Origin of the sequence: Micromonospora sp. NBC_01392, from assembly GCF_045040125.1 — a bacterium.
In the GTDB taxonomy this organism is placed as follows: domain Bacteria; phylum Actinomycetota; class Actinomycetes; order Mycobacteriales; family Micromonosporaceae; genus Micromonospora.
Genome location: NZ_CP109549.1, coordinates 584,601 through 608,624 on the forward strand (window position 1 = coordinate 584,601; position 24,024 = coordinate 608,624).

At 72.0% G+C, this 24,024-nt stretch carries 20 protein-coding genes; 11 read left to right on the forward strand and 9 right to left on the reverse strand.

Going from position 1 to position 24,024, the window contains the following annotated elements; translation table 11 throughout:
- Positions 1-10: 10 nt before the first annotated feature.
- Positions 11-2,071, reverse strand: coding sequence for a SpoIIE family protein phosphatase (locus tag OG767_RS02760; RefSeq protein WP_405092010.1), 2,061 nt, complete (start codon positions 2,069-2,071; stop codon positions 11-13).
- 181 nt (positions 2,072-2,252) lie between these two features.
- Here OG767_RS02760 and OG767_RS02765 point away from each other — a divergent pair, with 181 nt between their 5' ends.
- On the forward strand, positions 2,253-6,617 hold the full coding sequence (locus OG767_RS02765; RefSeq protein WP_405092011.1) for a HAMP domain-containing protein: 4,365 nt from the start codon (positions 2,253-2,255) through the stop codon (positions 6,615-6,617).
- Positions 6,614-7,171, forward strand: coding sequence for a two-component system response regulator (locus OG767_RS02770; RefSeq protein ID WP_281943698.1), 558 nt, complete (start codon positions 6,614-6,616; stop codon positions 7,169-7,171). Before OG767_RS02765 ends, OG767_RS02770 begins: the two co-directional genes overlap by 4 nt.
- Before the next feature lie 4 nt (positions 7,172-7,175).
- On the opposite strand, the gene OG767_RS02775 is transcribed toward OG767_RS02770, so the two are convergent.
- Positions 7,176-7,700 (reverse strand): GbsR/MarR family transcriptional regulator, encoded by a 525-nt coding sequence (locus tag OG767_RS02775; RefSeq protein ID WP_405092012.1) that lies wholly within the window; start codon positions 7,698-7,700, stop codon positions 7,176-7,178.
- 53 nt (positions 7,701-7,753) lie between these two features.
- Between OG767_RS02775 and OG767_RS02780 the strand changes: the two genes are divergently transcribed.
- Entirely contained in the window at positions 7,754-8,644 is an 891-nt protein-coding gene (locus OG767_RS02780; protein WP_405092013.1) for an ATP-binding cassette domain-containing protein, read from the forward strand.
- Entirely contained in the window at positions 8,641-10,233 is a 1,593-nt protein-coding gene (locus OG767_RS02785; RefSeq protein ID WP_405092014.1) for an ABC transporter permease, read from the forward strand. Before OG767_RS02780 ends, OG767_RS02785 begins: the two co-directional genes overlap by 4 nt.
- Positions 10,234-10,239: 6 nt before the next feature.
- On the opposite strand, the gene OG767_RS02790 is transcribed toward OG767_RS02785, so the two are convergent.
- Positions 10,240-10,557 carry an STAS domain-containing protein gene (locus OG767_RS02790; protein ID WP_107154615.1) on the reverse strand — a complete coding sequence of 106 codons (318 nt, stop codon included), beginning with the start codon at positions 10,555-10,557 and terminating at the stop codon, positions 10,240-10,242.
- A gap of 210 nt (positions 10,558-10,767) precedes the next feature.
- Here OG767_RS02790 and hemL point away from each other — a divergent pair, with 210 nt between their 5' ends.
- Genes hemL through ccsB form a run of 6 tightly spaced genes read left to right on the forward strand, consistent with a single transcriptional unit; the run spans position 10,768 to position 16,787 of the window.
- Positions 10,768-12,105 carry a glutamate-1-semialdehyde 2,1-aminomutase gene (hemL, locus tag OG767_RS02795; protein WP_405092015.1) on the forward strand — a complete coding sequence of 446 codons (1,338 nt, stop codon included), beginning with the start codon at positions 10,768-10,770 and terminating at the stop codon, positions 12,103-12,105.
- A 3-nt stretch (positions 12,106-12,108) separates the two neighbouring features.
- Complete coding sequence (locus OG767_RS02800; RefSeq protein WP_281943686.1) at positions 12,109-12,756, forward strand: histidine phosphatase family protein; 648 nt, start codon at positions 12,109-12,111, stop codon at positions 12,754-12,756.
- Positions 12,756-13,331, forward strand: a complete 576-nt coding sequence (locus tag OG767_RS02805) for a TlpA disulfide reductase family protein (RefSeq protein ID WP_281943684.1) — start codon at positions 12,756-12,758, stop codon at positions 13,329-13,331. Before OG767_RS02800 ends, OG767_RS02805 begins: the two co-directional genes overlap by 1 nt.
- Entirely contained in the window at positions 13,331-14,182 is an 852-nt protein-coding gene (locus OG767_RS02810) for a cytochrome c biogenesis CcdA family protein (protein WP_405092016.1), read from the forward strand. Before OG767_RS02805 ends, OG767_RS02810 begins: the two co-directional genes overlap by 1 nt.
- Positions 14,182-15,801, forward strand: a complete 1,620-nt coding sequence (locus OG767_RS02815) for a cytochrome c biogenesis protein ResB (protein WP_405092018.1) — start codon at positions 14,182-14,184, stop codon at positions 15,799-15,801. Before OG767_RS02810 ends, OG767_RS02815 begins: the two co-directional genes overlap by 1 nt.
- Positions 15,801-16,787, forward strand: a complete 987-nt coding sequence (gene ccsB, locus OG767_RS02820; RefSeq protein ID WP_405092019.1) for a c-type cytochrome biogenesis protein CcsB — start codon at positions 15,801-15,803, stop codon at positions 16,785-16,787. The genes OG767_RS02815 and ccsB overlap by 1 nt, the downstream gene beginning before the upstream one ends.
- Positions 16,788-16,827: 40 nt before the next feature.
- On the opposite strand, the gene OG767_RS02825 is transcribed toward ccsB, so the two are convergent.
- The 5 genes from OG767_RS02825 to OG767_RS02845 form a co-directional block, all read right to left on the reverse strand.
- Entirely contained in the window at positions 16,828-18,159 is a 1,332-nt protein-coding gene (locus OG767_RS02825) for a hypothetical protein (RefSeq protein WP_405092020.1), read from the reverse strand.
- The gene (locus tag OG767_RS02830) at positions 18,159-18,494 is read right to left on the reverse strand and encodes a hypothetical protein (RefSeq protein ID WP_405092021.1); all 336 of its coding nucleotides are present in this window, start codon (positions 18,492-18,494) and stop codon (positions 18,159-18,161) included. The genes OG767_RS02825 and OG767_RS02830 overlap by 1 nt, the downstream gene beginning before the upstream one ends.
- Positions 18,495-18,966: 472 nt before the next feature.
- The gene (locus OG767_RS02835; protein WP_405092022.1) at positions 18,967-20,313 is read right to left on the reverse strand and encodes a hypothetical protein; all 1,347 of its coding nucleotides are present in this window, start codon (positions 20,311-20,313) and stop codon (positions 18,967-18,969) included.
- Positions 20,314-20,388: 75 nt separating this feature from the next.
- Positions 20,389-21,750 (reverse strand): DNRLRE domain-containing protein, encoded by a 1,362-nt coding sequence (locus OG767_RS02840; protein WP_405092023.1) that lies wholly within the window; start codon positions 21,748-21,750, stop codon positions 20,389-20,391.
- Positions 21,751-21,901: 151 nt separating this feature from the next.
- Positions 21,902-22,102: a hypothetical protein gene (locus OG767_RS02845; RefSeq protein ID WP_405092024.1), complete on the reverse strand. Its 201-nt coding sequence runs from the start codon at positions 22,100-22,102 to the stop codon at positions 21,902-21,904.
- Between the two features lie 109 nt (positions 22,103-22,211).
- On the opposite strand from OG767_RS02845, the gene OG767_RS02850 reads away from it, so the two are divergent.
- Positions 22,212-23,423, forward strand: coding sequence for a pectate lyase (locus tag OG767_RS02850; protein WP_405092025.1), 1,212 nt, complete (start codon positions 22,212-22,214; stop codon positions 23,421-23,423).
- 67 nt (positions 23,424-23,490) lie between these two features.
- Here the strand turns inward: OG767_RS02850 and OG767_RS02855 are convergent, their stop codons facing one another.
- Positions 23,491-23,961 (reverse strand): MarR family winged helix-turn-helix transcriptional regulator, encoded by a 471-nt coding sequence (locus tag OG767_RS02855; protein ID WP_405092026.1) that lies wholly within the window; start codon positions 23,959-23,961, stop codon positions 23,491-23,493.
- Positions 23,962-24,024 lie beyond the last annotated feature (63 nt).

Consider the following 24,024-nt stretch of genomic DNA (forward strand, 5'->3'; position numbering starts at 1 on the left):
GCGTGGACGGTCAGGGGATGTCGTTGCGGAGCACCAGGACGGCGATGTCGTCGCGCGGAGGCTCGGCGGAGAACGCGATGGTGGCGGCGCGCAGACGGGCGGCGACCACGTCGGCGGAATAGCCGGCCAGCGGCGCCGCGGACTCACGCAGCCGCTCGGTGCCGAACAGCTCCCGGCCGCGCCGCCGCTCGGTCACCCCGTCGGTGTAGAAGATGAGCGCGTCGCCCGGCTTGAGCGCCAACTCGGCCGTCGGGGTGGTGATGGTGTCGAGCAGGCCGAGCGCGGTGCCGCTGGCGCCGACGAACGTCGCGCCGCCACCGCCGTGCAGCAGCACCGGCCGGTCGTGGCCGGCCAGGTGCAGGGAGACGTCGAGCTGGTCACCGTCGCCGGGCGTGACCGCCGCCAGCGCGAGCGTGCAGTAGCGCCCGCCGCCCCGCTCGACGAGCGTCTCGTTGAGTCGGCCGAGCACCTCCGGCAGCGGCTTGCCGTCGCCCACCAGCACCCGGATCACGTCGCGGACCAGGCCGGTCACGGCGGCGGCCTGCACGCCCTTGCCGGAGACGTCCCCGACCACCACCAGCCAGCGACCGTCCGGCAGCGGCACCACGTCGTAGAAGTCGCCGCCGACCTCGGCGTCGTCGCCGGTCGGGACGTACTCGGCGGCGAAGCCGATGCCCTCGACCACCGGCAGCACCGGCGGCAGCAGCGACTGCTGGAGCGTCTGCGCGACCCGGCGACGCTCGGCGTGGATGCGGGCGTTCTCGATGGCGAGCGCGGCCCGCCGGGCCACGTCCTCCAGCACCGAGACCTCGTCGGGGTCGTGCCGGTGCCGCTGGTGGCGGCCCACGGCGAGCGTGCCGAGCCGCTGCCCGCGGGCGATCAACGGGACGGCGAAGCCCTCCATCGGCCCGCCCAGCGGCACCTGCGTCTGGCTGCGGGACGCCTCGCGCAGCCGGGACTGGATCGAGTCCGGGCCGGTCTCGGCGAGGACCCGGTGCAGGTGGGGCAGCATCGCCTCGTCGGCGTGGCTGGACGCGGCGAGACGCAGCCGCCCCCACTCGTCGGTGGTGTGCACCGCGCACCACTGACCGAGCCGGGGCACCACGAGCTGCGGCACGAGCGCCATGGTCAGCTCGACGTCGAGCGACTGGGCGAGCAGCTCGCTCGCCTCGGCGAGGAAGGTCAGCCAGGCGGACCGGCGGACGTCCGCGCGACGCAGCCGGTCGTTCTCCAGGTGCAGCGACAGCCGCTCGGCGGCCAGCACCGCGAGCGGCCGGGCGTACGCCGAGGGCGCCGCGTCCAGTTCCAGCTCGCCGGCGTACGGGCGGTGCACGGCGAGCGGGACGCGCAGCAGCTCGTTGCCCTCCCGGGGGGCCCGGCCGTAGCGGGCGAACACCTGGGTGCCCTGCCCGTCCCCGCGGTCCAGTCGGACCGTGCCGCCGGCCGCGCCCACCATCTCGCCGACCCGGGTCAGCAGTCCGGCGGCGAACTCGGGCAGCGGATCGTCGGCGTACGCGTCGGGGGTGGTCTGCATCAGCTCGCTCATCGCCGCGGCGCTCGGCGTGCCCTGGTCCGGGCGTTCCGTGCCGGCCCGGGCCGGTGCGGCGGACAGCCGGGCGGGCCCGCCCCGACCGGGCCGGTCCAGGCGGAACCAGACGCCCTTGCCGGTGGGGAGGTACGTGGTGCCCCACCGGCTGGCGAAGTGGTCGACGAGCAGCAGGCCACGACCGCGCACGGCCACCTCGGTGATGTCGGCGGTGGTGTTGCGCACGCCGACGACCAGTTCGTCGACCGGGCCGGAGGCGAAGTCGGTGACGGTGACCGTGAACCCGGCGGGGTCGGCCTCGACCTCGATGTCCAGTTCGGTGCGGGCGTGCTCGACCGCGTTGGTGGTCAGCTCGGTGGTGAGCAGCAGCGCCTCGTTGAGCAGTTCGGGCAGGCCGGCTTCGAGGAGCATGGCCCGCACCAGCGCCCGGGCCGCCGCGGGGGTGCGCCGGTCGGCGGGGAGGCGGACGCGGCGGACGTGCTCGTCCGCGCCGCCGCCGTGGGCCGGCCCCGCATCCGCTGCCACCTCCGTATCCTCCACCGCCGCCACCCCGGCTGCCAACCACCTCGCCCGAACCCGGAAACTCGGGCGGATACCGTCCGTGACGCGCCCCGAGCCCGCCGTGACCTCGACGGATCGCGCGGCAGAATGATGGGATGGCCGCGTGTCGGCACGAGCCGGTGGGCCCCGAGCTGAGCGAGGAATGATGACCACGGCGAAACAGTCGGTGAGCGCGGATCCGTCCGCCACCGACCACGAGGCGCTCCTCGGCGAGCTGGTCGAGGCGTTGCAGCGGGTGGCTCGCGGCGACCTCCGGGTCCGGCTGCCGCGACGGGCGGGGCGCTCCGGCGAGGTGGCCGACGCGTTCAACGACGTGGTGTCGCTCCAGGAACGGCAGCAGCTGGACCTGCGCCGGATCAGCCGGATCGTCGGCCGGGACGGCCGGCTGACCGAGCGCCTCGACGACGAGGGCCTGGAGGGCTCCTGGGCGGAGGGGCAGCGGGCGGTCAACTCGCTGATCGACGACCTGGGCCGGCCGGCCACCGAGATCGCCCGGGTCATCGTGGCGGTGGCCGACGGCGACCTGTCCCAGCACATGGCGTTGGAGATCGACGGGCGCCCGCTGCGCGGTGAGTACCTGCGGATCGGCCGGACCGTGAACACCATGGTCGACCAGCTCTCGTCGTTCGCCGACGAGGTGACGCGGGTGGCCCGTGAGGTGGGCACCGAGGGCAAGCTCGGCGGCCAGGCCGACGTGCGCGGCGTCGCCGGCACCTGGAAGGACCTCACCGACTCGGTGAACACCATGGCGTCGAACCTGACCGGCCAGGTGCGGTCGATCTCCCAGGTGGCGACCGCGGTGGCGAAGGGCGACCTGTCGCAGAAGATCACCGTCGGCGCGCGCGGCGAGGTGGCCGAGCTGGCGGACACCATGAACTCGCTCACCGACACGCTGCGGCTGTTCGCCGAGCAGGTGACCCGGGTGGCGCGTGAGGTGGGCACCGAGGGCAAGCTGGGCGGGCAGGCGCAGGTGCCGGGCGTGGCCGGCACCTGGAAGGACCTGACCGACAACGTCAACTCGATGGCGTCGAACCTGACCTCGCAGGTCCGCAACATCGCCCAGGTCTCCACGGCGGTGGCGAAGGGCGACCTCAGTCAGAAGATCACGGTGGCGGCGCAGGGCGAGATCCTGGAGCTGAAGGACACCGTGAACACGATGGTGGACCAGCTCTCGTCGTTCGCCGACGAGGTGACGCGGGTGGCCCGCGAGGTCGGCATCGAGGGCAAGCTCGGCGGCCAGGCCCAGGTACGCGGTGTCTCCGGCACCTGGCGCGACCTCACCGAGAACGTCAACCAGCTCGCCGGCAACCTGACCAGCCAGGTCCGGAACATCTCGCAGGTGTCGACCGCGGTGGCGAAGGGCGACCTGGGTCAGAAGATCACGGTGGACGCGCAGGGCGAGATCCTGGAGCTGAAGAACACCGTGAACACGATGGTGGACCAGCTCTCGTCGTTCGCCGACGAGGTGACCCGGGTGGCGCGCGAGGTGGGCACCGAGGGCAAGCTGGGTGGTCAGGCGCAGGTGAAGGGCGTCTCCGGCACGTGGCGGGACCTGACCGACAACGTGAACTCGATGGCGTCGAACCTGACCAGTCAGGTCCGCAACATCGCGTCGGTCACCACGGCGGTGGCGAAGGGCGACCTGTCGCAGAAGATCACCGTGGACGCCCGGGGCGAGATCCTGGAGCTGAAGTCCACGGTGAACACGATGGTGGATCAGCTCTCGTCGTTCGCGGACGAGGTGACGCGGGTGGCGCGCGAGGTGGGCACCGAGGGCAAGCTCGGCGGTCAGGCGCAGGTACGCGGCGTGGCCGGCACCTGGCGGGACCTGACCGACAACGTGAACTCGATGGCGTCCAACCTGACCGCCCAGGTGCGGAACATCGCCCAGGTCTCCACCGCGGTCGCCAAGGGCGACCTGTCGCAGAAGATCACGGTGGACGCGCAGGGCGAGATCCTGGAGCTGAAGTCCACGGTGAACACGATGGTGGACCAGCTCTCGTCGTTCGCGGACGAGGTGACCCGGGTGGCGCGTGAGGTGGGCACCGAGGGCAAGCTCGGTGGTCAGGCGCAGGTGAAGGGCGTCTCCGGCACCTGGCGCGACCTGACCGACAACGTGAACTCGATGGGGTCGAACCTGACCAGTCAGGTCCGCAACATCGCGTCGGTGACCACGGCGGTGGCGCGGGGCGACCTGGGCCAGAAGATCACGGTGGACGCGCAGGGCGAGATCCTGGAGCTGAAGAACACCGTCAACACGATGGTGGACCAGCTCTCGTCGTTCGCCGACGAGGTGACCCGGGTGGCGCGTGAGGTGGGCACCGAGGGCAAGCTCGGTGGTCAGGCGCAGGTGAAGGGCGTCTCCGGCACCTGGCGCGACCTCACCGAGAACGTCAACCAGCTCGCCTCGACGCTGACCACGCAGTTGCGCGCCATCGCGCAGGTCTCCACGTCGGTGACCCGGGGCGACCTGACCCAGCGGATCAACGTGAAGGCGCAGGGCGAGGTCGCCGAGCTGAAGGACAACATCAACCAGATGATCGTCACCCTCCGGGAGACGACCAAGAAGAACGCCGAGCAGGGCTGGCTCGACTCCAACCTGGCCCGCATCGGTGGCCTGCTCCAGGGTCAGCGGGACCTGGGCGAGGTCTGCCGCATGATCATGATGGAGGTGACCCCGCTGGTGGACGCGCAGCTCGGCGCGTTCTTCCTGGCGGACAGCTCCGAGGGCAGCATGCGGCTGCGGCTCACCGCCTCCTACGGCTACGTGGCCCGGGGCCACGACGTCACGTTCGGCCCCGGCGAGGGGCTGGTCGGGCAGGCCGCGCTGTCCCGCCGGACGATCCGGGTCAAGGCGCAGCCGGGCGGCCGGCTGGTGGTCCGCTCCGGGCTGGCCGACACGCCCCCGGCCGACCTGGTGGTGCTGCCGGTGCTGTTCGAGGGCGAGCTGCTCGGCGTGATCGAGTTCGCCGGCGTGACCACCTTCTCCGAGCTGCACCTGTCGTTCCTGGAGCGGCTGGTGCTGACCATCGGCGTCGCGGTCAACACCATCCAGGCCAACCGGCGTACGGAGGAGCTGTTGGCGCAGTCGCAGCGGCTGGCGCACGAGATGCAGGACCAGTCGGCGGAGTTGCAGCGCACCAACGCCGAGCTGGAGGACAAGGCGAAGCTGCTGTCGGAGCAGAAGGCCAACATCGAGACGCAGAACCGGGAGATCGAGCTGGCCCGGCTCGGCCTGGAGGAGAAGGCGCAGCAGCTCACCCGCGCGTCGGCGTACAAGTCGGAGTTCCTGGCCAACATGAGCCACGAGCTGCGGACGCCGCTGAACTCGCTGCTGCTGCTGGCGCGGCTGCTGGCGGAGAACCCGGAGCGGAACCTCAGCGCGAAGCAGATCGAGTTCGCCCGGACCATTCACAGCGCCGGCTCGGACCTGCTCTCGCTGATCGACGACATCCTGGACCTCTCCAAGATCGAGGCGGGCCGGATGGACGTGGAGCCGGCCGAGGTCCACTTCTCCGAGATCCGGGGCTACGTCGAGCAGGCGTTCGCGCCGCAGGCCGAGGAGAAAGGGCTCGACTTCCAGGTCCGGGTCAGCCGGGAGCTGCCGCCGGCCCTGGTCACCGACGCCCAGCGGTTGCAGCAGATCCTGCGCAACCTGCTGTCGAACGCGGTGAAGTTCACCGACAACGGGGCGGTGACGTTGCGCATCGGGCCGGCCGCCGAGAACGCGGTCTTCGACGTGCCGGCGCTGACCAACGCCCAGCGGGTCATCGCGTTCACCGTCATCGACACCGGGATCGGCGTCTCGGACGACAAGCTCTCGCTGATCTTCGAGGCGTTCCAGCAGGCCGATGGCACCACCAGCCGGCGCTACGGCGGCACCGGGCTGGGCCTGTCGATCAGCCGGGACCTGGCCCGCCTGCTCGGTGGCACGATCACCGTGTCGTCCGCGCCCGGCCAGGGCTCGACCTTCACGCTCTTCGTACCGGATGTGCTGGCGCCGGACGCGGTGGTGGCGCCGGCGCCGCCGTCGCCGAGCCGCGCGGGCCTGTCGTCGTCGCTGCTCATGCCGATGGAGCTGCCGCAGCCGCAGGAGACGCCGGCGACCCGCCGGCTGGACGGCGTGACCGTCCTGATCATCGACGACGACGTCCGGAACGTGTTCGCGCTGACCTCCGCGTTGGAACTGCACGGGATGACCGTGTTGTACTCGGACAACGGGGTGGACGGGGTGCGCCAGCTCGCCGAGCATCCGGAGGTGGACATCGTGCTGATGGACGCGATGATGCCGGATCAGGACGGCTACGAGACGACCGCGCAGATCCGCCGCAACCACCGGTTCGCGGACCTGCCGGTCGTGTTCCTGACCGCGAAGGCGATGCCCGGCGACCGGGAGTCGGCGCTCGCGGCCGGCGGCAGCGACTACATCACCAAGCCGGTGGACCTGGACGAGCTGATCGGGCTGATGGCGTCCTGGATCGGCCGCAGCAGAGGCGAGGAGAACGCGTGACGCAGACGGCCAAGGCGCTGCTGGTGGACGACCGGCGGGAGAACCTGATGGCGTTGGAGGCCATCCTCCAGGGGCTCCCGGTGCAGTCGGTCGCGGTGGAGAGCGGTGAGGCCGCGCTCAAGCAGTTGCTGGTGGACGACTTCGCGGTGATCCTGCTCGACGCCCAGATGCCGGACATGGACGGCTTCGAGACCGCCACGCACATCAAGCGGCGGGAGCGCACCCGGCACGTACCGATCATCTTCCTCACCGCGGCGGACAAGGACGCCCAGCTCGCGCTGCGCGGCTACGCGGTCGGTGCGGTCGACTACCTGACCAAGCCGTTCGATCCGTGGGTGCTGCGGGCCAAGGTGACCGTCTTCGTCGAGTTGTGGGTGAAGACCCGGCAGCTCGCCGCCCAGTCGGACCTGGTGCGGGAGCGGGACCTCCAGTGGCGGCGCCTCGCCGAGGCGGTGGACGCCGCGACCGCGCTGTTGCGCGCCGACGACGACCCGGCGGCCCGGGAGCGGGCGGCGGACCTGCTGGAGCAGGCCCGCTGGGGCAACACCCGCTGAACGGTCAGCCGCCGGCCGGGCCGCCGTGCCCGGTCGCGGTACGCCGGGCCCGCCACCGGTCGCCGAGCGACTCCACCTCTTCCTGTACGAAGAGGAAGAAGTCCCGCATCTCGGCGACCCGTTCCCCGGCCGGGGTGCTCCGCCCGCGCAACGCGTCGACGCCACCCCCGGCGATGTCGATGAAGTTCTTGTAGAGGCTGGTCTTGGTGATGGTCGCCTCGTACCAGGGGTTGTCCGGCATCCGGTAGCGGTCGCGCCGGGAGCCCTTGACCGGTTCGCGGACCAGCATGGCGAACTGGGTGAGGTAGCGGACCGCGCCGCTCACGGCCGCCGCGCTGACGCCCAGCCGGTCGGCGATCTCGGCGGCGGTCAGCGGGTCGTCAGCGCTCATCACGGTGAACAGGACCCGGGCGGCCATCCGGGGGAAGCCCACGTCGGCGAAGGCCATCGCCATCCGCTCGACGAAGAGGTGGACCTCTTCCTCGTCGTGATGGGACAGCTCGGTCATGGTCGGCTCCTCGACACTCACGCTGTGACCCTACAGTCTTCACAAGTTTATGAAACGAGCGTAACTTCCGAAGTATGGAAAACACCATTGAGGTGTCCGGCCTGGTGAAGACGTTCGGCCGGACCCGGGCGCTCGACGGACTCGACCTGAGCGTCCGCACCGGTGAGGTGCACGGCTTCCTGGGCCCCAACGGCTCCGGCAAGTCGACCACCATCCGGGTGCTGCTCGGCCTGCTGCGGGCGGACGCGGGGGCCGTCCGACTGCTCGACGGCGACCCCTGGCGGGACGCGGTGGCCCTGCACCGCCGCCTCGCGTACGTGCCCGGCGACGTCACGCTCTGGCCCAACCTCAGCGGCGGTGAGGTGATCGACCTGCTCGGCCGGATGCGCGGCGGGCTCGACCCGAGACGCCGCGCCGAGCTGCTGGAGTCGTTCGAGCTGGACCCGCGCAAGAAGGGCCGGACCTACTCCAAGGGCAACCGGCAGAAGGTCGGCCTGGTGGCCGCGCTCGCCTCCGACGTCGAGCTGCTCATCCTCGACGAGCCGACCTCCGGGCTCGACCCGCTGATGGAGGAGGTGTTCCAGCACTGGGTCCGCCGGGCCCGCCACGACGGCCGCACCGTGCTGCTCTCCAGCCACATCCTGGCCGAGGTGGAGGCGCTCTGCGACCGGGTCACCATCATCCGGGCCGGCCGCGCGGTGGAGTCCGGCACGCTCGGCGACCTGCGCCACCTGCACCGCACCGCGATCGACGCCGAGGTCACCGCCCCGCTCGACGGGCTGGCCGACCTGCCCGGCGTGCACGACCTGCGGGTGGACGGGCACCGGGTGCGCTTCGACGTGGACGCCGCCGCGCTGGACGCCGCGCTGCGCCGCCTCACCGAGCTGGGCGTCCGCAGCCTGGTCAGCACCCCGCCGACACTTGAGGAGCTGTTCCTGCGGCACTACGAGGGGGCCGGCCTGTGAGCACGTTCACCGGGACCCGTCACCTGGCCCGGCTGATCCTGCGCCGGGACCGCGTCCTGTTGCCGCTCTGGGTGCTGGTCCTCGCCGTACTGCCGATGTCGTACGCGACCAGCTTCTTCGAGCTGTTCCCCACCGCCGCCGAACGGGCCGCGTACACCGAGGGGACCGCCCGCAACCCGTCCATCGTCGCGCTGCTCGGCCCGGTCTACGGCGACAGCGTCGGCGCGCTGACCGCCCAGCGCAGCGGGTTCCTGCTGGTGATCGTGGCGCTGGCCAGCCTGCTCACGGTGATCCGGCACACCCGCACCGAGGAGGAGGCCGGCCGGCGGGAGCTGCTCGGCGGCAGCGTGCTCGGCCGGTACGCCGGGCTGACCGCCGCGCTGCTCGTCACGTACGCCGCCGACCTGCTGCTCGGGCTGCTCACCGCCGCCGGGCTCGCCTCGACCGGGCTGCCGGCGGCCGGCTCCTGGGCGTACGGCCTGGCTGCGGCGTCGACCGGGATGGTCTTCGCCACACTCGGCGGGCTGGCCGCGCAGCTCACCGAGACCGCCGGCGGGGCGCGGGGCATCGGCCTCGCCGGCCTCGGCGCCGCGTTCGCGCTGCGCCTGGTCGGGGACACCGCCGGCAACGACTGGCCGAGCTGGCTGTCGCCGCTGGGCTGGGCGGCCCGGGTCCGGGCGTACGAGGGGGACCGGTGGTGGGTGCTGCTGCTGCCGCTGGCCGCCACGGTGCTGCTGGCCGCGCTCGCGTATCCGGTCTCGGTCCGCCGCGACCTCGGCGCGGGCCTGCTGCCGCCCCGCTTCGGGCCGGCCACCGCCGACCGGGCGCTGTCCGGTCCGTTCGGCCTGGCCTGGCGGCTGCACCGGGGGCAGCTCCTCTGGTGGTCGGTCGGGTTCGGCCTGCTCGGGCTGATCCTGGGCGGTGCCGCCGAGGCGGCCGGCCGCTCGGTGGAGGGGAACCCGCGGCTGGAGGAGATCATGGCCCGGATCGGCGGGGCGTCCGGGCTGGCGGACGCCTACCTGGGCGCCACGCTGAGCCTGGCCGGGCTGGCCGCCGCCGGGTACGGCATCCAGGCCGCGCTGCGGATGCGCGCGGAGGAGTCCGCCGGGCGCGCCGAACCGGTGCTCGCCACCGGCACGCGCCGCTCGACGTGGCTGCTCTCGCACGTGGCGTTCGCGCTGCTCGGCCCGGTGGTGGTGCTCGCGGTGACCGGCCTGGCCACCGGCCTCACGTACGGGTTCAGTGTGGGCGACGTGCCCCGGCAGGTGGGCCGGATGCTCGGCGCGGGGCTGGCCCAGGCGCCGGCCGCCTGGGTGCTGGCCGGGCTGGCCGTGCTGCTGCACGGGCTGCTGCCCCGGTTCGCGTCGGCCGCGTGGGCGGTGCTGGCGCTCTGCGTGCTGCTCGGTCAGCTCGGCGCGGTGCTGAACCTGAACCAGTGGCTGCTGGACCTGTCCCCGTTCACGCACACCCCCCAGGTGCTGCGCGCCACCTGGACCCCCACCCCGCTGTTCCTGCTGACCGCCCTGGCCGTAACCCTGACCCTGACCGGCCTGCAAACCTTCCGCCGCCGCGACCTCCCCATCACCTGAGTCGGGTCAGCGGATCATCAGGGCGCTGCGGAGGCCGGTGATGTCGAGGACGCGGAGCAGGAAGTCGCCGACGTTGCTCAGCATCAGCACGCACTGGGCGTGACTGGCCTTGCGGCTGAGCACCACGAGCGTGCCGAGGCCCTGTGAGTCGCAGAAGGTGACGCCGCCCAGGTCGAGCACGATGCGCGGCGGCGGATCCGCCAGCACCTCGTTGACCACCGTGGAGAGCTGGGCGGCCGTGAGCATGTCGATCTCACCGGCCAGGCGAAGCACGGCTTCGTCACCCGTCCGGTGCACGGTGATGGACAGTTCGGCACGATCCACCCGGTCAGCCTATCGCGATCCCCACCAACGGGCCCGTCGAGCGCTTCCCGCCCCACCCGCCCCGCCTCCGCACGCTGGTTCACGGAAAGAGTGGCCATGGAATGCGAGACGGCCACGCTTTCCGTGAAACCGCACGGGGGTGAGGCGGGTAACGCCCGGGGCGGGGTGCTGGTGGGGGAGGGGGCGGGCGCTGACACAATGGGGGGCATCGTGACCGAGACCTTTTCCGCCGGATCCGGCCGTTACCCGGCCGACGCTCCGGCCTCCGAGGCCCTGTTCGACCGCGCCAAGGCCCTCGTGCCCGGCGGGGTCAACTCCCCTGTGCGTGCGTTCCGCGCGGTCGGCGGCACCCCACGCTTCATGGTCCGGGGGGAGGGGCCCTGGCTGTTCGACGCCGACGGGCGGCGCTACGTCGACCTGGTCTGCTCCTGGGGCCCGCTGATCCTCGGCCATGCCCACCCCGCCGTGGTGGAGGCGCTGCGCGAGGCCGCCACGCTGGGCACCAGCTTCGGCACCCCGACCCCGGGTGAGGTGGACCTCGCCGAGGAGATCGTCGCGCGTACCCCGGTCGAGCAGGTGCGCCTGGTCAACTCCGGCACCGAGGCGACCATGTCGGCGATCCGGCTGGCCCGGGGCTTCACCGGTCGCGCCAAGATCATCAAGTTCGCCGGCTGCTACCACGGCCACTCCGACGCGCTGCTCGCCGCCGCCGGCTCCGGCGTCGCCACGTTCGGGCTGCCCGACTCGCCCGGCGTGACCGGCGCGGCGGCCGGCGACACCATCGTGCTGCCCTACAACGACCTGGGCGCGGTCGAGGCCGCCTTCGCCGCCGAGGGGCCGCACATCGCGGCGGTCATCACCGAGGCGGCGGCCGGCAACATGGGCGTGATCGCGCCCCGCGACGGCTTCAACGCCGCGCTGGCCCGGATCGCCCACGCGCACGGCGCGCTGCTCATCGTCGACGAGGTGATGACCGGGTTCCGGGTCTCCCGCGCCGGCTGGCACGGCCTCGACGCCTCCGACGCCGACCTGTGGACGTACGGGAAGGTCATGGGTGGCGGCCTGCCCGCGGCGGCGTTCGGCGGGCGCGCGGCGATCATGGCGAAGCTGGCCCCGGCCGGCCCGGTCTACCAGGCCGGCACGCTGTCGGGGAACCCGCTGGCCTGCGCGGCCGGCCTGGCCACGCTGCGGCTCGCCGACGACGCGCTCTACCGGCGCCTCGACGAGACGTCCGCCGCGCTGGGCAAGCTCGCCACCGAGGCGCTCTCCGAGGCCGGCGTGCCGCACCGCCTCTCCACCGCCGGCAACATGTTCTCGATCTTCTTCACCGACGCCGACGTGCGCGACTACGACAGCGCCCGCACCCAGCAGGTGTCGGCGTTCAAGGCGTTCTTCCACGCGATGCTCGCCGGTGGCGTCTACCTTCCGCCGAGCGCGTTCGAGTCGTGGTTCGTCTCGGCGGCGATCGACGACGCCGCGTGGGACCAGATCGCCGCCGCCCTGCCGGTGGCGGCGCGGGCGGCGGCAGCGGCGGGACACGGGGGGTAACCGATGGCGGAGACTGTGGTGCACGTGCTGCGGCACGGCGAGGTGTACAACCCGGACGGCATCCTCTACGGCCGGCTGCCCGGTTTCCGCCTCTCCGAGCTGGGCGTGCAGATGGCCAAGGCGGCGGCCCAGGCGCTCGCCGAGCGGACCGTGGTGCACGTGGTGGCCAGCCCGCTGGAACGCGCCCAGCAGACCGCCGAGCCGATCGCGGCGCAGTTCGGTCTCTCCGTCGGCGTCGACGAGCGGCTGATCGAGAGCGCGAACTGGTTCGAGGGCAAGAAGGTCTCCCCGGGGGACGGCTCGTTCCGCGACCCGCGCAACTGGTGGGTGCTGCGCGACCCGGTCACGCCGTCCTGGGGCGAGGCGTACCAGGTGATCGCCGAGCGGATGTTCGCCGCGCTGCACGCCGCCCGCGTCGCCGCCGAGGGGCGCGAGGCGGTGCTCGTCTCGCACCAGCTCCCGATCTGGACGCTGCGCCGCTACGTCGAGCGCAAGCGGCTCTGGCACGACCCGCGCCGCCGGCAGTGCGGCCTGGCCAGCCTCACCTCGTTCCACTTCGACGGCGCCCGGATCGCCGGCATCGGCTACTCCGAGCCGGCGGCCCACCTGATCGCGATCTCGCCGACCGCCCGGACGGCCAAGGGGGCCTGATGCTCACCCGGAGGCTCGCCGCCGCCCTGCTCGCCGCCGTCACCGCCGGTACGGCTCTGGTCGGCTGCTCCTCCGGCAGCCAGGAGAGCCGGTGCGCGGCCGACGGGCTCACCGTGACCTGCGCCCCGGACCAGCGGTCCAAGACCCCGAAGGTGAGCGGCGAGCTGCTCACCGGCGGAAACTACGACGTCGCCCGCGACCGTGGGCAGGTCGTGGTGGTCAACTTCTGGGGCTCCTGGTGCGCGCCCTGCCGGGCCGAGGCGGACGACCTGGAGGCCACCTACCAGGCCACCAAGGGCGCCGGCGTGACGTTCCTCGGCATCAACGTGCAGGACAGCAAGGACAAGGCGATCGCGTTCGAGGAGGGCCGGGTCACCTACCCGAGCATCTTCGACCCGTCCAGCCGGCAGGCGCTCAACTTCGACATCCCGCCGAACAGCACCCCGGCGACCGTGGTGCTGGACCGGGACGGACGCATCGCGGTGGTGATCCGCCGCGCGGTGACCCGGGACGAGCTGCGGCCGATCGTGGAGAAGGTCGCCGCCGAGCGGCCGGCGCCGAACGGCTCCCGCTGATGGGCGAGACGTTCGCCCGGCTCGCCGCGTCCGGCCCGCTGCTGCTCGCGGTGGGCGCGGCGGCACTGGCCGGCCTGGTCAGCTTCCTGTCCCCGTGTGTGCTCCCCCTGATGCCCGGCTACCTGTCGTACGTGACCGGCCTCGCCGGCACCCACTTGGAGGGTGCAAGGAGGGGCCCCCTGTTAACGCCTGCGGTAGAGCAGGGGCCCCCTGTTAACAGCGGCGGCGGCGTCGCGGTGGCGGAACGGGCGCCGGTCCGGAGCACGGTCGCCGTCAAGGGGCGGGTGCTCGCCGGCACGCTGCTCTTCATCGCCGGCTTCACCGCCGTGTTCGTCTCCACAGCCATCCTCTTCTCCGGCGTCGGCAAGCTCTTCTTCCGGTACGAGCGCACGCTGGAGATCGTCATTGGCGTGCTGGTGGTGGTGCTCGGGCTCGGCTACCTCGGCGTGATCCCCGGCATGCAACGCGAGTTCCGCATCCGCGCGCTGCCCGCCGCCGGCCTGCTCGGCGCGCCGGTCCTCGGCGCGGTCTTCGCGTTGAGTTGGCTGCCCTGCACCGGGCCGACGCTCGGCGCGGTGCTCGGCCTGGCCGCCACCGAGGGGAGCGCCGACCGGGCCGTGGTGCTCGCCGTGGCGTACTGCCTCGGGCTGGGGGTACCGTTCGTCGTCTTCGGGCTGGGCTTCCAACGCCTGCTCGGGGTGTTCCGCGCCGTCCGGCGCAACAGCCGATGGGTCACCCGCGTCGGCGGGGCCCTGCTGATCGTGATCGGCCTGGCGCTGGTCACCGGCGGCTGGACGAACGTGGTGATCTGGTTGCAGACGCACGTGGGCGTGGGTGAGGTGAGCATCTGATGACGTCCGTGGACGACCGACCGGCCACCCCGCCGGCGGAGGCGCCCCGGCGGCGGGTCAACCCGGTGCTGGCCCTGCTGCGCAACTCGTGGCGGCAGCTCACCAGCATGCGTACCGCGCTGATCCTGCTGTTCCTGCTCGCGGTCGCCGCCATCCCCGGCTCGGTGCTGCCGCAGCGCGGGGTCAACCCGGAGAACGTCGACAAGTGGTTCGTCGACCACCCCGACCTGGCGCCCCGGCTCGACCAGATCGGCATGTTCGGCGTCTTCGGCTCGGTCTGGTTCTCCGCGATCTACGTGCTGCTGTTCACCTCGCTGATCGGCTGCATCCTGCCGCGTACCCGCGACCACGTCCGGGCGTTGCGGATGCGTCCGCCGGCCGCGCCGAAACGGCTGGAGCGGCTGCCGCAGCACGCGGTGCTGGAGGCCCCGGCCGCCGCCGACCCGGCGGCGATCGCGGCGGTGCTGCGCCGCCGCCGGTGGCGGGTCACCGTCCGTGGCAACGAGGTCTCCGCCGAGAAGGGCTACCTCAAGGAGACCGGCAACCTGCTGTTCCACACGTCGCTGATCGCCGTCCTGCTCGGGGTCGCGGTCGGTTCCTGGTACGGCTGGCACGGCAACCGCATCCTGGTCGCCGGCGCGGACAACGCGTTCTGCAACACCCGCCAGCAGTACGCCGAGGCGTCGCTCGGCCCGCGGGTGGACAGCGCCGACCTGCCGCCGTTCTGCCTCACGCTGGAGAAGTTCGAGGCCGACTACCTGGACTCCGGGCAGGCGTCCCGCTTCTGGGCCACGGTCAGCGTGGACTCACCCGGTGACCCGCCCCGCACCGCCGGCTTCTCGGTCAACTCTCCGCTGCGGCTCGACGCGGCGAACGTCTACCTGCTCGGCAACGGCTACGCGCCGGTGCTGAAGTACACCGACCGGTTCGGCACCAGCCAGACCAGCGACGACCCGTTCCTGCGCACCGGCGACCCGAACGCCACCGAGGAGGGCGTGGCGGTCTTCCCGGATGCGAACGTCGACCCGAGGACCGGCACCCGGGCCCCAGACCAGCAGGTCGCCTTCGACGGGCTCTACCTGCCCACCGCGGGGGACCGCGCGCCGTACGTGGCGTCGCAGTTCCCGGCCGAGCGGAACCCGGCGCTGAACCTGACCGCCTACCGGGGCAACCTCGGGCTGGACGCCGGCATCCCCGGCTCGGTCTACCAACTCGACAAGCGGCAGGTCGACAACGGCAAGCTGAAGCAGATCGGCACGAAGCTGCTGCGGCCGGGCGAGACGTGGACCCTGGACGACGGCAGCACCCTGGAGTTCGTCGGCACCCGGCCGTACGTGACGCTGGCGATCCGGCACGCGCCCGGCCAGACGCTGCTGCTGGTGGCCAGCGGCACGCTGCTGCTCGGCCTGATGGGTTCGCTGTTCGCCCGGCGGCGGCGGGTCTGGTTCCGGGTGTCGCCCCCCGACGGTGGATCTCCGACGAGCGGTAGTAGCTTGGTGGAGGCCGGTGGGCTGCCGCGCACCGAGCACCCAGGGTTCGCCGACGAGTTCGCGCAGCTCGTCGCCGCGGTCAGCGGCGGCGGGCCGGACCAGCGGCGGGCGCGAGAAGGAGACGAGTGATGTCCGCACTCTCGGATCAGCTGGTCACGTTCGCGATCCTGGCGTACCTGATCGCGATGATCAGCCACGCCGTGGAGTTCGCGCTCGCCAACGCGCGGAAGGTGGCCGTGGCCGCGCCGGTCCGCGAGCTGGTCGGCGCGGGCGTCGGCAGCACCGGGGGGACCGTCGACGAGCCGGTCGCGCCGGTCGCGCCGGTCGCGCCGCCGCGTCCGGACCGCTCGGCCGCGCGGGCCGCGCTCGCCGGGCGGATCGCCGCCTGGCTCACCACGCTCGCCGCCGCGCTGCACCTGGGCGCGGTGGTCACGCGGGGCATCGCCGCCGAGCGGATGCCCTGGGGCAACATGTACGAGTTCGTGCTGACGGTCACCTGGATCGGGGTGGCCGCGTGGCTCGTGGTGCTCTGGAAGCAGCCGTCGTTGCGCCGGCTCGGGCTGTTCCTGACGCTGGTGATGGTGCTGCTGCTGGCGTTCGCCGAGCTGAAGCTCTACGTCCAGGTCGTGCCGTTGATGCCGGCGCTCCAGTCGTACTGGTTCATCATCCACGTGTCGACGATCATCTTCGCCTCGGGCATCTTCCTGCTGGGCGTGGTGCCGGCCGCCGCGTACCTGATGCGGGCCGGTTGGGAGCAGGGGCGGCGCAGCTTCCCGTACACCCTGGCCCGCCGGCTGCCGGCGGCGGCCGGGCTGGAGCGGCTGACCTTCACGACGCACGCCTTCGCGTTCCCGATCTTCACGTTCGCGGTCATCGCCGGCGCGATCTGGGCCGAGGCGGCCTGGGGTCGCGCCTGGGGCTGGGACCCGAAGGAGACCTGGGCGTTCATCTCGTGGGTGGTGTACGCCGGTTACCTGCACGCGCGGGCCACGCCGAGCGTGAAGCGCAACGTGGCCACCTGGATCGCCGTGGTGGGCTTCCTGACCATGCTGATGAACCTGTTCGGGGTCAACTTCTTCTTCACCGGCCTGCACTCGTACGCCGGGGTCAACTGACGCGGGGCCGCGGCCGGCCGGGGGTACCGACCGCGGCGGTCTAGCGTCCCGCCTCGTCCAGTTGGCGTCGGATGAGTCGTTCGGTGGCGGTGGCCCCGGTGGGTTGCAGGCCGGTGCCGGTGCCCTGTTCGGTGACGTCGATGGTGACGGCGATCCGGTCGGTGCCCGCGATGATCATTTCGAAGATCTTGTTGAAGTGGACCGGGACGTCCTGCCCGTCCTCTCCCTTGATCACGAGCTGGCTGCCCTCGGTGACCCCGTGCAGTTGCCGCATCCGCAGGCCGGTGATGTCGCGGTAGCGGAAGTCGAACGCGTCGGTGTTCGACACGATGCAGCGGATGAAGTCCCACTCGCAGGAGAACACCGAGATCCGGCTCTGCCCCAGGAGCAGGATGACGATCTTGTAGCGCGAGAAGCGCAGCACGCCGTCCTGGCCGCGTGCCTGCTGGGTGGGGGACGCCGGCCCGATGACGAGCTGCGGCTCGCAGACGAGATCGTCCAGGGCGGTGTCCAGGTGCCGCAGCGCGTGGTCCCTGATGCCGAACTTGTCGAAGTACAGCCAGAGGTCCATCTGCTCGTCGGTCGGCCTGGGCTGCGACGCGGCCAGGTCGCGTTGGTAGGCCGACGTCAACGACGTGTACTCCTGGAAGCCCTTGACCAGCATGACCGCGCCGCCGATGCCGAGCGGCACCGCCAGGCAGCACAGCACCGTCTCCTTCAGCGCGATCAGCAGCAGGATCAGGCCCAGCCCGGCCAGCACCCCGCCGATGATCATCATCGTCTTGGCGGTGCCGAGCAGCGGTGGATTCGGGATACGGATGAAGTAGCGGTGCACGTTCGGCCGACGCGCCTCGATCCCGGCGCGGGCGACCGCCAACGTGGCCTGCCAGAGCGGGTCCTCCCGGCTCTCCGTGAAGGGGGTGATCTCGGCGGCGTGCACCGGGGCCACCGCGCCGAGGCCGGCCTGGAGTTCCTCCACGCTCGGCCCGTGGTCGATGCGGTCGGCGTAGTGGTCCCGTTTGAGCGCTATCCAGAGCGCGCGGACGTGGGCGGCGGTCGGCTCGATCCGGAGGGCCCGACCGAGGTGTTCGTCCACCTGGTCCATGGTCCGCTGGGCGCCGCTTCCCATCCGGCTGGGCTTGCGACCGCCGAGCAGGGCGAGCGCCAGATAATAGTGCGGGTCCGCGCCGGCCGCGCCCTTGGCGATCGCCTCGGTGAAGAACTCGACCGCCTTCGGATAGAGCCCCTCCGCAATGGCCCGCCGGCCGTAGCCCATCAACTCGTCCGGGCTCGTGGTCACGCTGGCGATGACCGTGTCGGCATTGATCTGCGCGCCGAAGACCCGTTGGTTGCGCTGGTCGTAGCCGGCCATCAGGAGACCCCGCCGAGCGCGTTCCACACGGTCACCAGCGCGGCGCCGATGGCCGCCACGGGCGCCGCGACCTGAAGCGCCTCGGTGGCCCGGCGTACGCGGGTCGACGCCTCCGCCCGGTCGTCGCGGGCGATGCTCGCGGCGGCGACCCGTAGCTCCTCGGCGATCGCTGTACCGGCCGCCGGGGCGATGACGCCACGCTCGGTCGCCTGCGCGACGGCGGCGCGGACGGCGTCGAGCCGGTGGAGGAGCGTGGTCGGGTCGTCGTCCGGCAGCCCGGTGAACGTGGCGTCGCTCAGGTCGATCCGGTCGGCGTTGAATTGGTTGCCACGCACGGTCTGGTGTTTCTGATCGAATGTTGCCATGGCCGTTGTCACCCGCCAATTCACATGAGAATTGTTTCGGTGAACTGACCGAACCATTCGCCGAGGGGCATCGCAACGTCGGAAAACTTACTTGCCCGACGGCGACTGTCCACGGTGGTACGAATTGTTCAGGCGGCTCGGTCCGGACGGCTGACGCATTTCTCGGGAATTCGTGTTGGTGGGGACCGAAAAGGCAATGCGGAAGCGGGCCGCCAGGGGGCGTGTCGTGTTCCGTCGGGGTGCCCGGACTTCCGAACGTGCGCGGAGAAGGGCCGTTCGGTCTTCGGCCGTCCGGCCGATCACCGTTCGGGGGTCTTGACGGCGGCGGCTCCCCGGTGGCACGCGTCGCCACGTCCCTCACCGACCGGAGCGCGGCGCCGACTTGGGCGCGGCATCGACCGCCGGGAGTCGGGCGACTCCCGGCGGTCGCGTCGTCGCCCGCTCAGCCGATGACGACCGGGGCGGTGTCGTTCGTCGGGTCGTCGTCGGGCCGGGGGTAGCTGTAGGGCAGGGCGACCGTGCCGGGCGTGCCCAGCGGGCCGTCGATCCGCAGGTCGACGTCGACCAGGAAAGTGTCGCCGGCCGGGAAGACACCGTCCGGCACCGTGCAGTACCAGGTGATCGGCGCGCCCGGGTCCTCCTCGTCGCCGTTGCCCGAACAGTGCTCCGGCGCGTTCGTCACCACCGTTCCGGCCGGTGGGGTGAACGTGAAGCGGGCGGCGCTGTCGCCGGAGACGGTGCCGTCCGGCACGCCCGGCCCGTCGTTGCGCAGGCCGACCCGGACCCGCACCGTGTCGCCGGGTGCCCCGGCGGCGGTCGCGCCGAGCGCGACCACGTCGAACGCGCCGCGGACGGCGCGGAGATAATACTGACCGGAGGCGGACTGCTGATCCGGACGCAGCACGTCGACCGGGTCGCCGACCGGGCGCAGCCGCAGCGCCGCGTCCGCCGGGCGGCGCCGCAGCACCACGCCCTCGGGCAGCGGGCCGGCGGTCGCCTCGGGCGCCACGGTCTGCACGATGCGCTTGTCACCGATGGCGGCGGGGCCGACTGTGGTCGGGAAGCCGCCGGGCACCTGGTAGCGCAGGCCCGGCGTCAGCTCACGGCCGAAGTGGCAGACCACGACGGTGCTGAGCTGGCCACCCGTGCCGTACCGGCAGTTGCGGAACGCCGCCGGCTCCAGCCCGACCGGGAAGCGGAACGTGGCCCGCAGGCCGGTCACCGGCTGGTCGCCGGCGCTGACCAGGGTCACCGGCACGGCCAGCCGGTCGCCGGTGCCGGCGCCTTCCACGTACGCGTCGACCAGGTCGACGGCGTCGGGCCCGGTGCGCACCGTGACGGCCGCCTGCTGGGCCTCGCCGTCGACGCCGTCGGCCAGCGTCGCCCAGGCGATCGTGCCGGCGGCGCCGTCGACCGCACCGGCCACCGTGCGGAGCACGATCGGAACGGTGCCGGTGACGCCGCCGAACTCGTCGGTGGTGGCGTCGGCGGGCATCGGGCAGGTCGCCACCGCGTCCGCCCGGTCGCAGCCGGCCGGGAACGTGGCGGTGGCGACGCCGACGAGGCCGCTCACGTCGATGCGGACGCGCGGATGCACCGCGTCGGCGTCGCTGCTGAGCGAGAACGCGGCGGTGCGGGCGGGTGCGGCCGGACCGCCGAGGGTGGTGTCGCCGAGCCAGCCGCCGACCCAGCCGGGACCGGGGTCGGCGGTGGCCGGGGTCGGCAGCGCCATGACCACCCCGAGCGTGGCCAGCGCCGCCGCGCCGACCGAAACGCGCAGACGTCTCATCGAACTCCTTGCAGACGGGGACGCCGGCCCGAGCGGCCGGCGTCCGCGATCCTATGGGGAGGGTGTGACGGTGGGTCAGTGGCAGGTGCCGCTGCCGGAGTCGGTGAAGGTCGCGCCGGCCACCGGGAGGAACTGCCACGTGTAGGCGTTCGGGGAGAGCGTCAGCTTGAGCACCCCGAACGTGGTCCCGTTCCTGGCCTGGCTGTTCGCGGCCGGCTCGGGGAACGTCTTCATCAGCGGCCGGCCCCCCGTGCCGACCACGAACTCCCGGATGCCCCGGGTCGGGTCGGCCACGCCGGACGGGTTCTGCGGGGCGAACCGCTCGTACTGGTGGTTGTGACCGTTGATGACGATCTCGGCGCCCGCGTCGTAGAGCGCCTGGAAGAGCGGGCGGACCGCGGTGGACTCCCGGCCGCCGGAGCTGAACAGCGGGTGGTGGTACTGGGCCAGCGTGCATTGGTTCGGATGCGCGGCCAGGTCGGCGCGCAGCCATTTCTCCTGGGGTGAGCCGGCCTGGCAGCCGCCCACGTGTGAGCAGTTGGTGTTCAGCACGATGATGTGCCAGCCGGCCTTGTCGAAGGAGTAGTAGCCCTTCCCGGGCGGCAGGACCGCGCCGAAGTAGTCGAACGTGGGGACCGCGCCGGCGGTGAGGTAGTCGTGGTTGCCGAGGATCGGTTTCGTGCGGCTCTTGAACTGCCCCCAGGTCGGGCCGTAGCAGTCGGCGAGCTGAGCCGCCGTACCGCTGTCGGTCAGGTCGCCGCCGGCCATCACGGTGCCGGGCTCGCGGGCGATGATCTGCGCGGTCTGGTTGGCGCCGGTGGTGCTGCACGCGGAGATGTCACCGGCGTTGAGCAGCACGTTGTCCCCGGTCTGCGGCGGGCCGGTGGTGACGATCAGCATCGGCGCGTACGTGCCGGACTCCCGGCTGTCGTAGAACGCGCCGTCCGGGTTGGTGGAGGACAGCGAGAACGCCACGATGCCGTTGCCGGTGACGGCGCTGGTGACGTCCAGCTCGTACCAGGTGTTGCTCCGGACCGTGCCGAGCGAGTCGAGCGGGCCGCCGACGGACGCCGGCCGGTTGGCGTAGGTCAGCGTGCTCTCCGACCAGGACGTGCCGACCTCCTGCGCGGTGCCGCCGTTGGGGCTGGGGGCGTTCGCGGTGTTCCGGACGTGCAGACGTAGGCGCGCGCTGGAGACCGGGTCGGTCAGGCGGGTGACGGTGAACTGGAGGTAGGAGATCCGGACCGGGGCGGCGCCGACCACGAGGGAGTTGGTGCTGTTGAAGTTGGCGTTCGGGCTGGACGAGCTGACGTAGCTGTCCTGGGTGGCGGCGAACGGGACCGTGGTGGTGGCGGCCGAGGCCGGGGGCGCGCCGGCGAGCAGCGCGGCGGTGAGGGCCAACGCGGCCAGCCCGGCCTGGAGAGCGAGCCTCTTCATGGGATCTCCGATTTCCACGGCCGTTCGCTCGTGCCCGTCCGGGCGGACCGGCCGCCTCGTTGCGGGAACCCAGTTGACGTGGGGGCGCGTGACGTGGCCGTCACCGACGGCGAGAGGGTCGTGACGGCGACGGGTCGGAGGTGCGGACGTCCTACGAGGCGGTGAGGCGGCGACTCAGCACCTCGTCGATCCGACGGGTGATCTGGTAGGCCACCTCGGGCAGGTCGGCCAGGTCGAGGCGGTCGGCCCGGAGCGCGAACTGGGCGTGCAGCTCGCGGGCCACCGCGTCACGGATCTCGGTCTGAAGCGGGCTGAGCCCGTCGGGATCACCCACCACGTACGCGTCGTCCATCCGGCCAGCATGACAGAGGATGGCCCTTGCCTTGACATCGATATATGTCTATGGTTTATCTGAAAGCGCTTTCTAACACAGGGTACACACGCTCGAAAGGTGAAACCGGATGAGACGCAAAGTAGCCACTCGGTGGCTGACCGGCGGTGCCGCTGCGATCGCGGGCGCCGTCGTCGCGCTGGCGTTGCAGGTCCCCAGCGCGTCGGCCGCCACGAACCTGAGCCTCGGCGCCGGCGCCGACGGCTCCAGCAAGGCCAGTGGCACCAGCTACGGCAACGTCATCGACGGCAACGCCGGCACCTACTGGTCGCCGAGCGGCTCGACCGGCACGGTCTCGGTCAAGTGGGGCAGCGCCACCACGGTGTCCTCGGCCGTCATCGTGCAGGCCTCGGGCGGCGGCTCGATCAGCGGCTGGCAACTCAAGAACTACGACACGGGCTCCGTCCTGGCCAGCGGCGGCAGCGCCCCGAGCACCATCAACTTCTCCTCGACGTCGCTGAAGAAGATCTCCTTCGTCATCACCAGCGCGTCCGGCACCCCGCGGATCGCCGAGTTCGAGACGTACGCCAGCGGCGGGTCGACCCCGACCACCAGCCCGACCAGTGGCCCCACCAGCGGTCCGACGTCCGGCCCGACCGGCAACCCGGGCACGCCGACCGGTGCGTGGCCGTCGTCGGCCGGCTCGGTGAACATCTCGAGCACGGTCAACGTCTCCGGCACCTTCGACGGCGGCATGAAGACCTACTGCTGCATGGGTGACGGTGGGCAGGGCGAGTCGCAGGACCCGATGTTCAAGATCGCCAACGGGGGCACGCTCCAGAACGTCATCCTCGGTTCGCCCGCCGGTGACGGCGTGCACTGCGAGGGCACCTGCACGCTGCGCAACGTGTGGTGGAACGACATCGGTGAGGACGCCGCCACCTTCAAGCAGACCAACGGCGGTACGTCCTACGTCATCGGTGGCGGCGCGCGCAGCGGCAGCGACAAGACCTTCCAGCACAACGGCAACGGCACCGTCAGCATCTCCGGCTTCTACCTGAAGGGGTCCGGCAAGCTGTACCGCGCCTGCGGCAACTGCTCCACCTCGTACACCCGCAACGTGCGCATCGACAACGTCCTCGTCGACGACATCGACATGCTCGCCGGCATCAACAGCAACTGGAACGACACCGCGACGATCACTCGCGTGGTCGTGATCGGCTCGGCGGTCATCTGCGGCAAGTACAAGGGTGTGGCCAAGGGCAGCGAACCCAGCTACCTCGGTGAGGGCTGGAACGACGCCAACTGCAGGGTCAACCGGAGTGACGTCATCTTCCGGTAGTGGTGTGACGAAAGGGGTACCCGACCTCCGGTCGGGTACCCCTTTCGTGTTCTGTGACCGCTGAGGCTCACGCGCCGAACCAGCCGGGGACGTCGAGGCGGAACGCGTCGGCGGGGACCATCCGGCGCAGGTCGTCCTCGATGGCCGCGACCCGGTCCGCGCCGAGCGTGGCCGCCCAGCGGTCGCGCAGCGCGTCGAAGACGACCGCCGAGCGGCGTAACCCGTCGTGGCCCCGGGCGGTCATCCGGACCAGCTTCCGGCGGGCGTCGGCGGGGTCGTCCACGCGTTCCAGGTAGCCGAGCGCGACCAGCCGGTCCACCGTCTTGCCGGCGGCCTGTTTGGAGACGCCGAGGCGTTGCCCGAGGTCGGAGGCGGTGGTGCCGGCCGGTCCGACGGCCTGGAGGACGAAGCCGTGCGCCGGTCGCAGCTCGGGGTGCCCGTGCCGCGCCAGCTCGGCGTGCAGATCGTCGACGAGCGTCCGGAAGCCGGCCAGCAGGAGCAGCGGCAGCGCGAAGCCGGGGCGGTCAGGCGTTGCCATGTTCGACAACCTGGTTTACGGTTTGGTCAACCACGTTGACTATCTTAGGAGAGGGGACCGCGG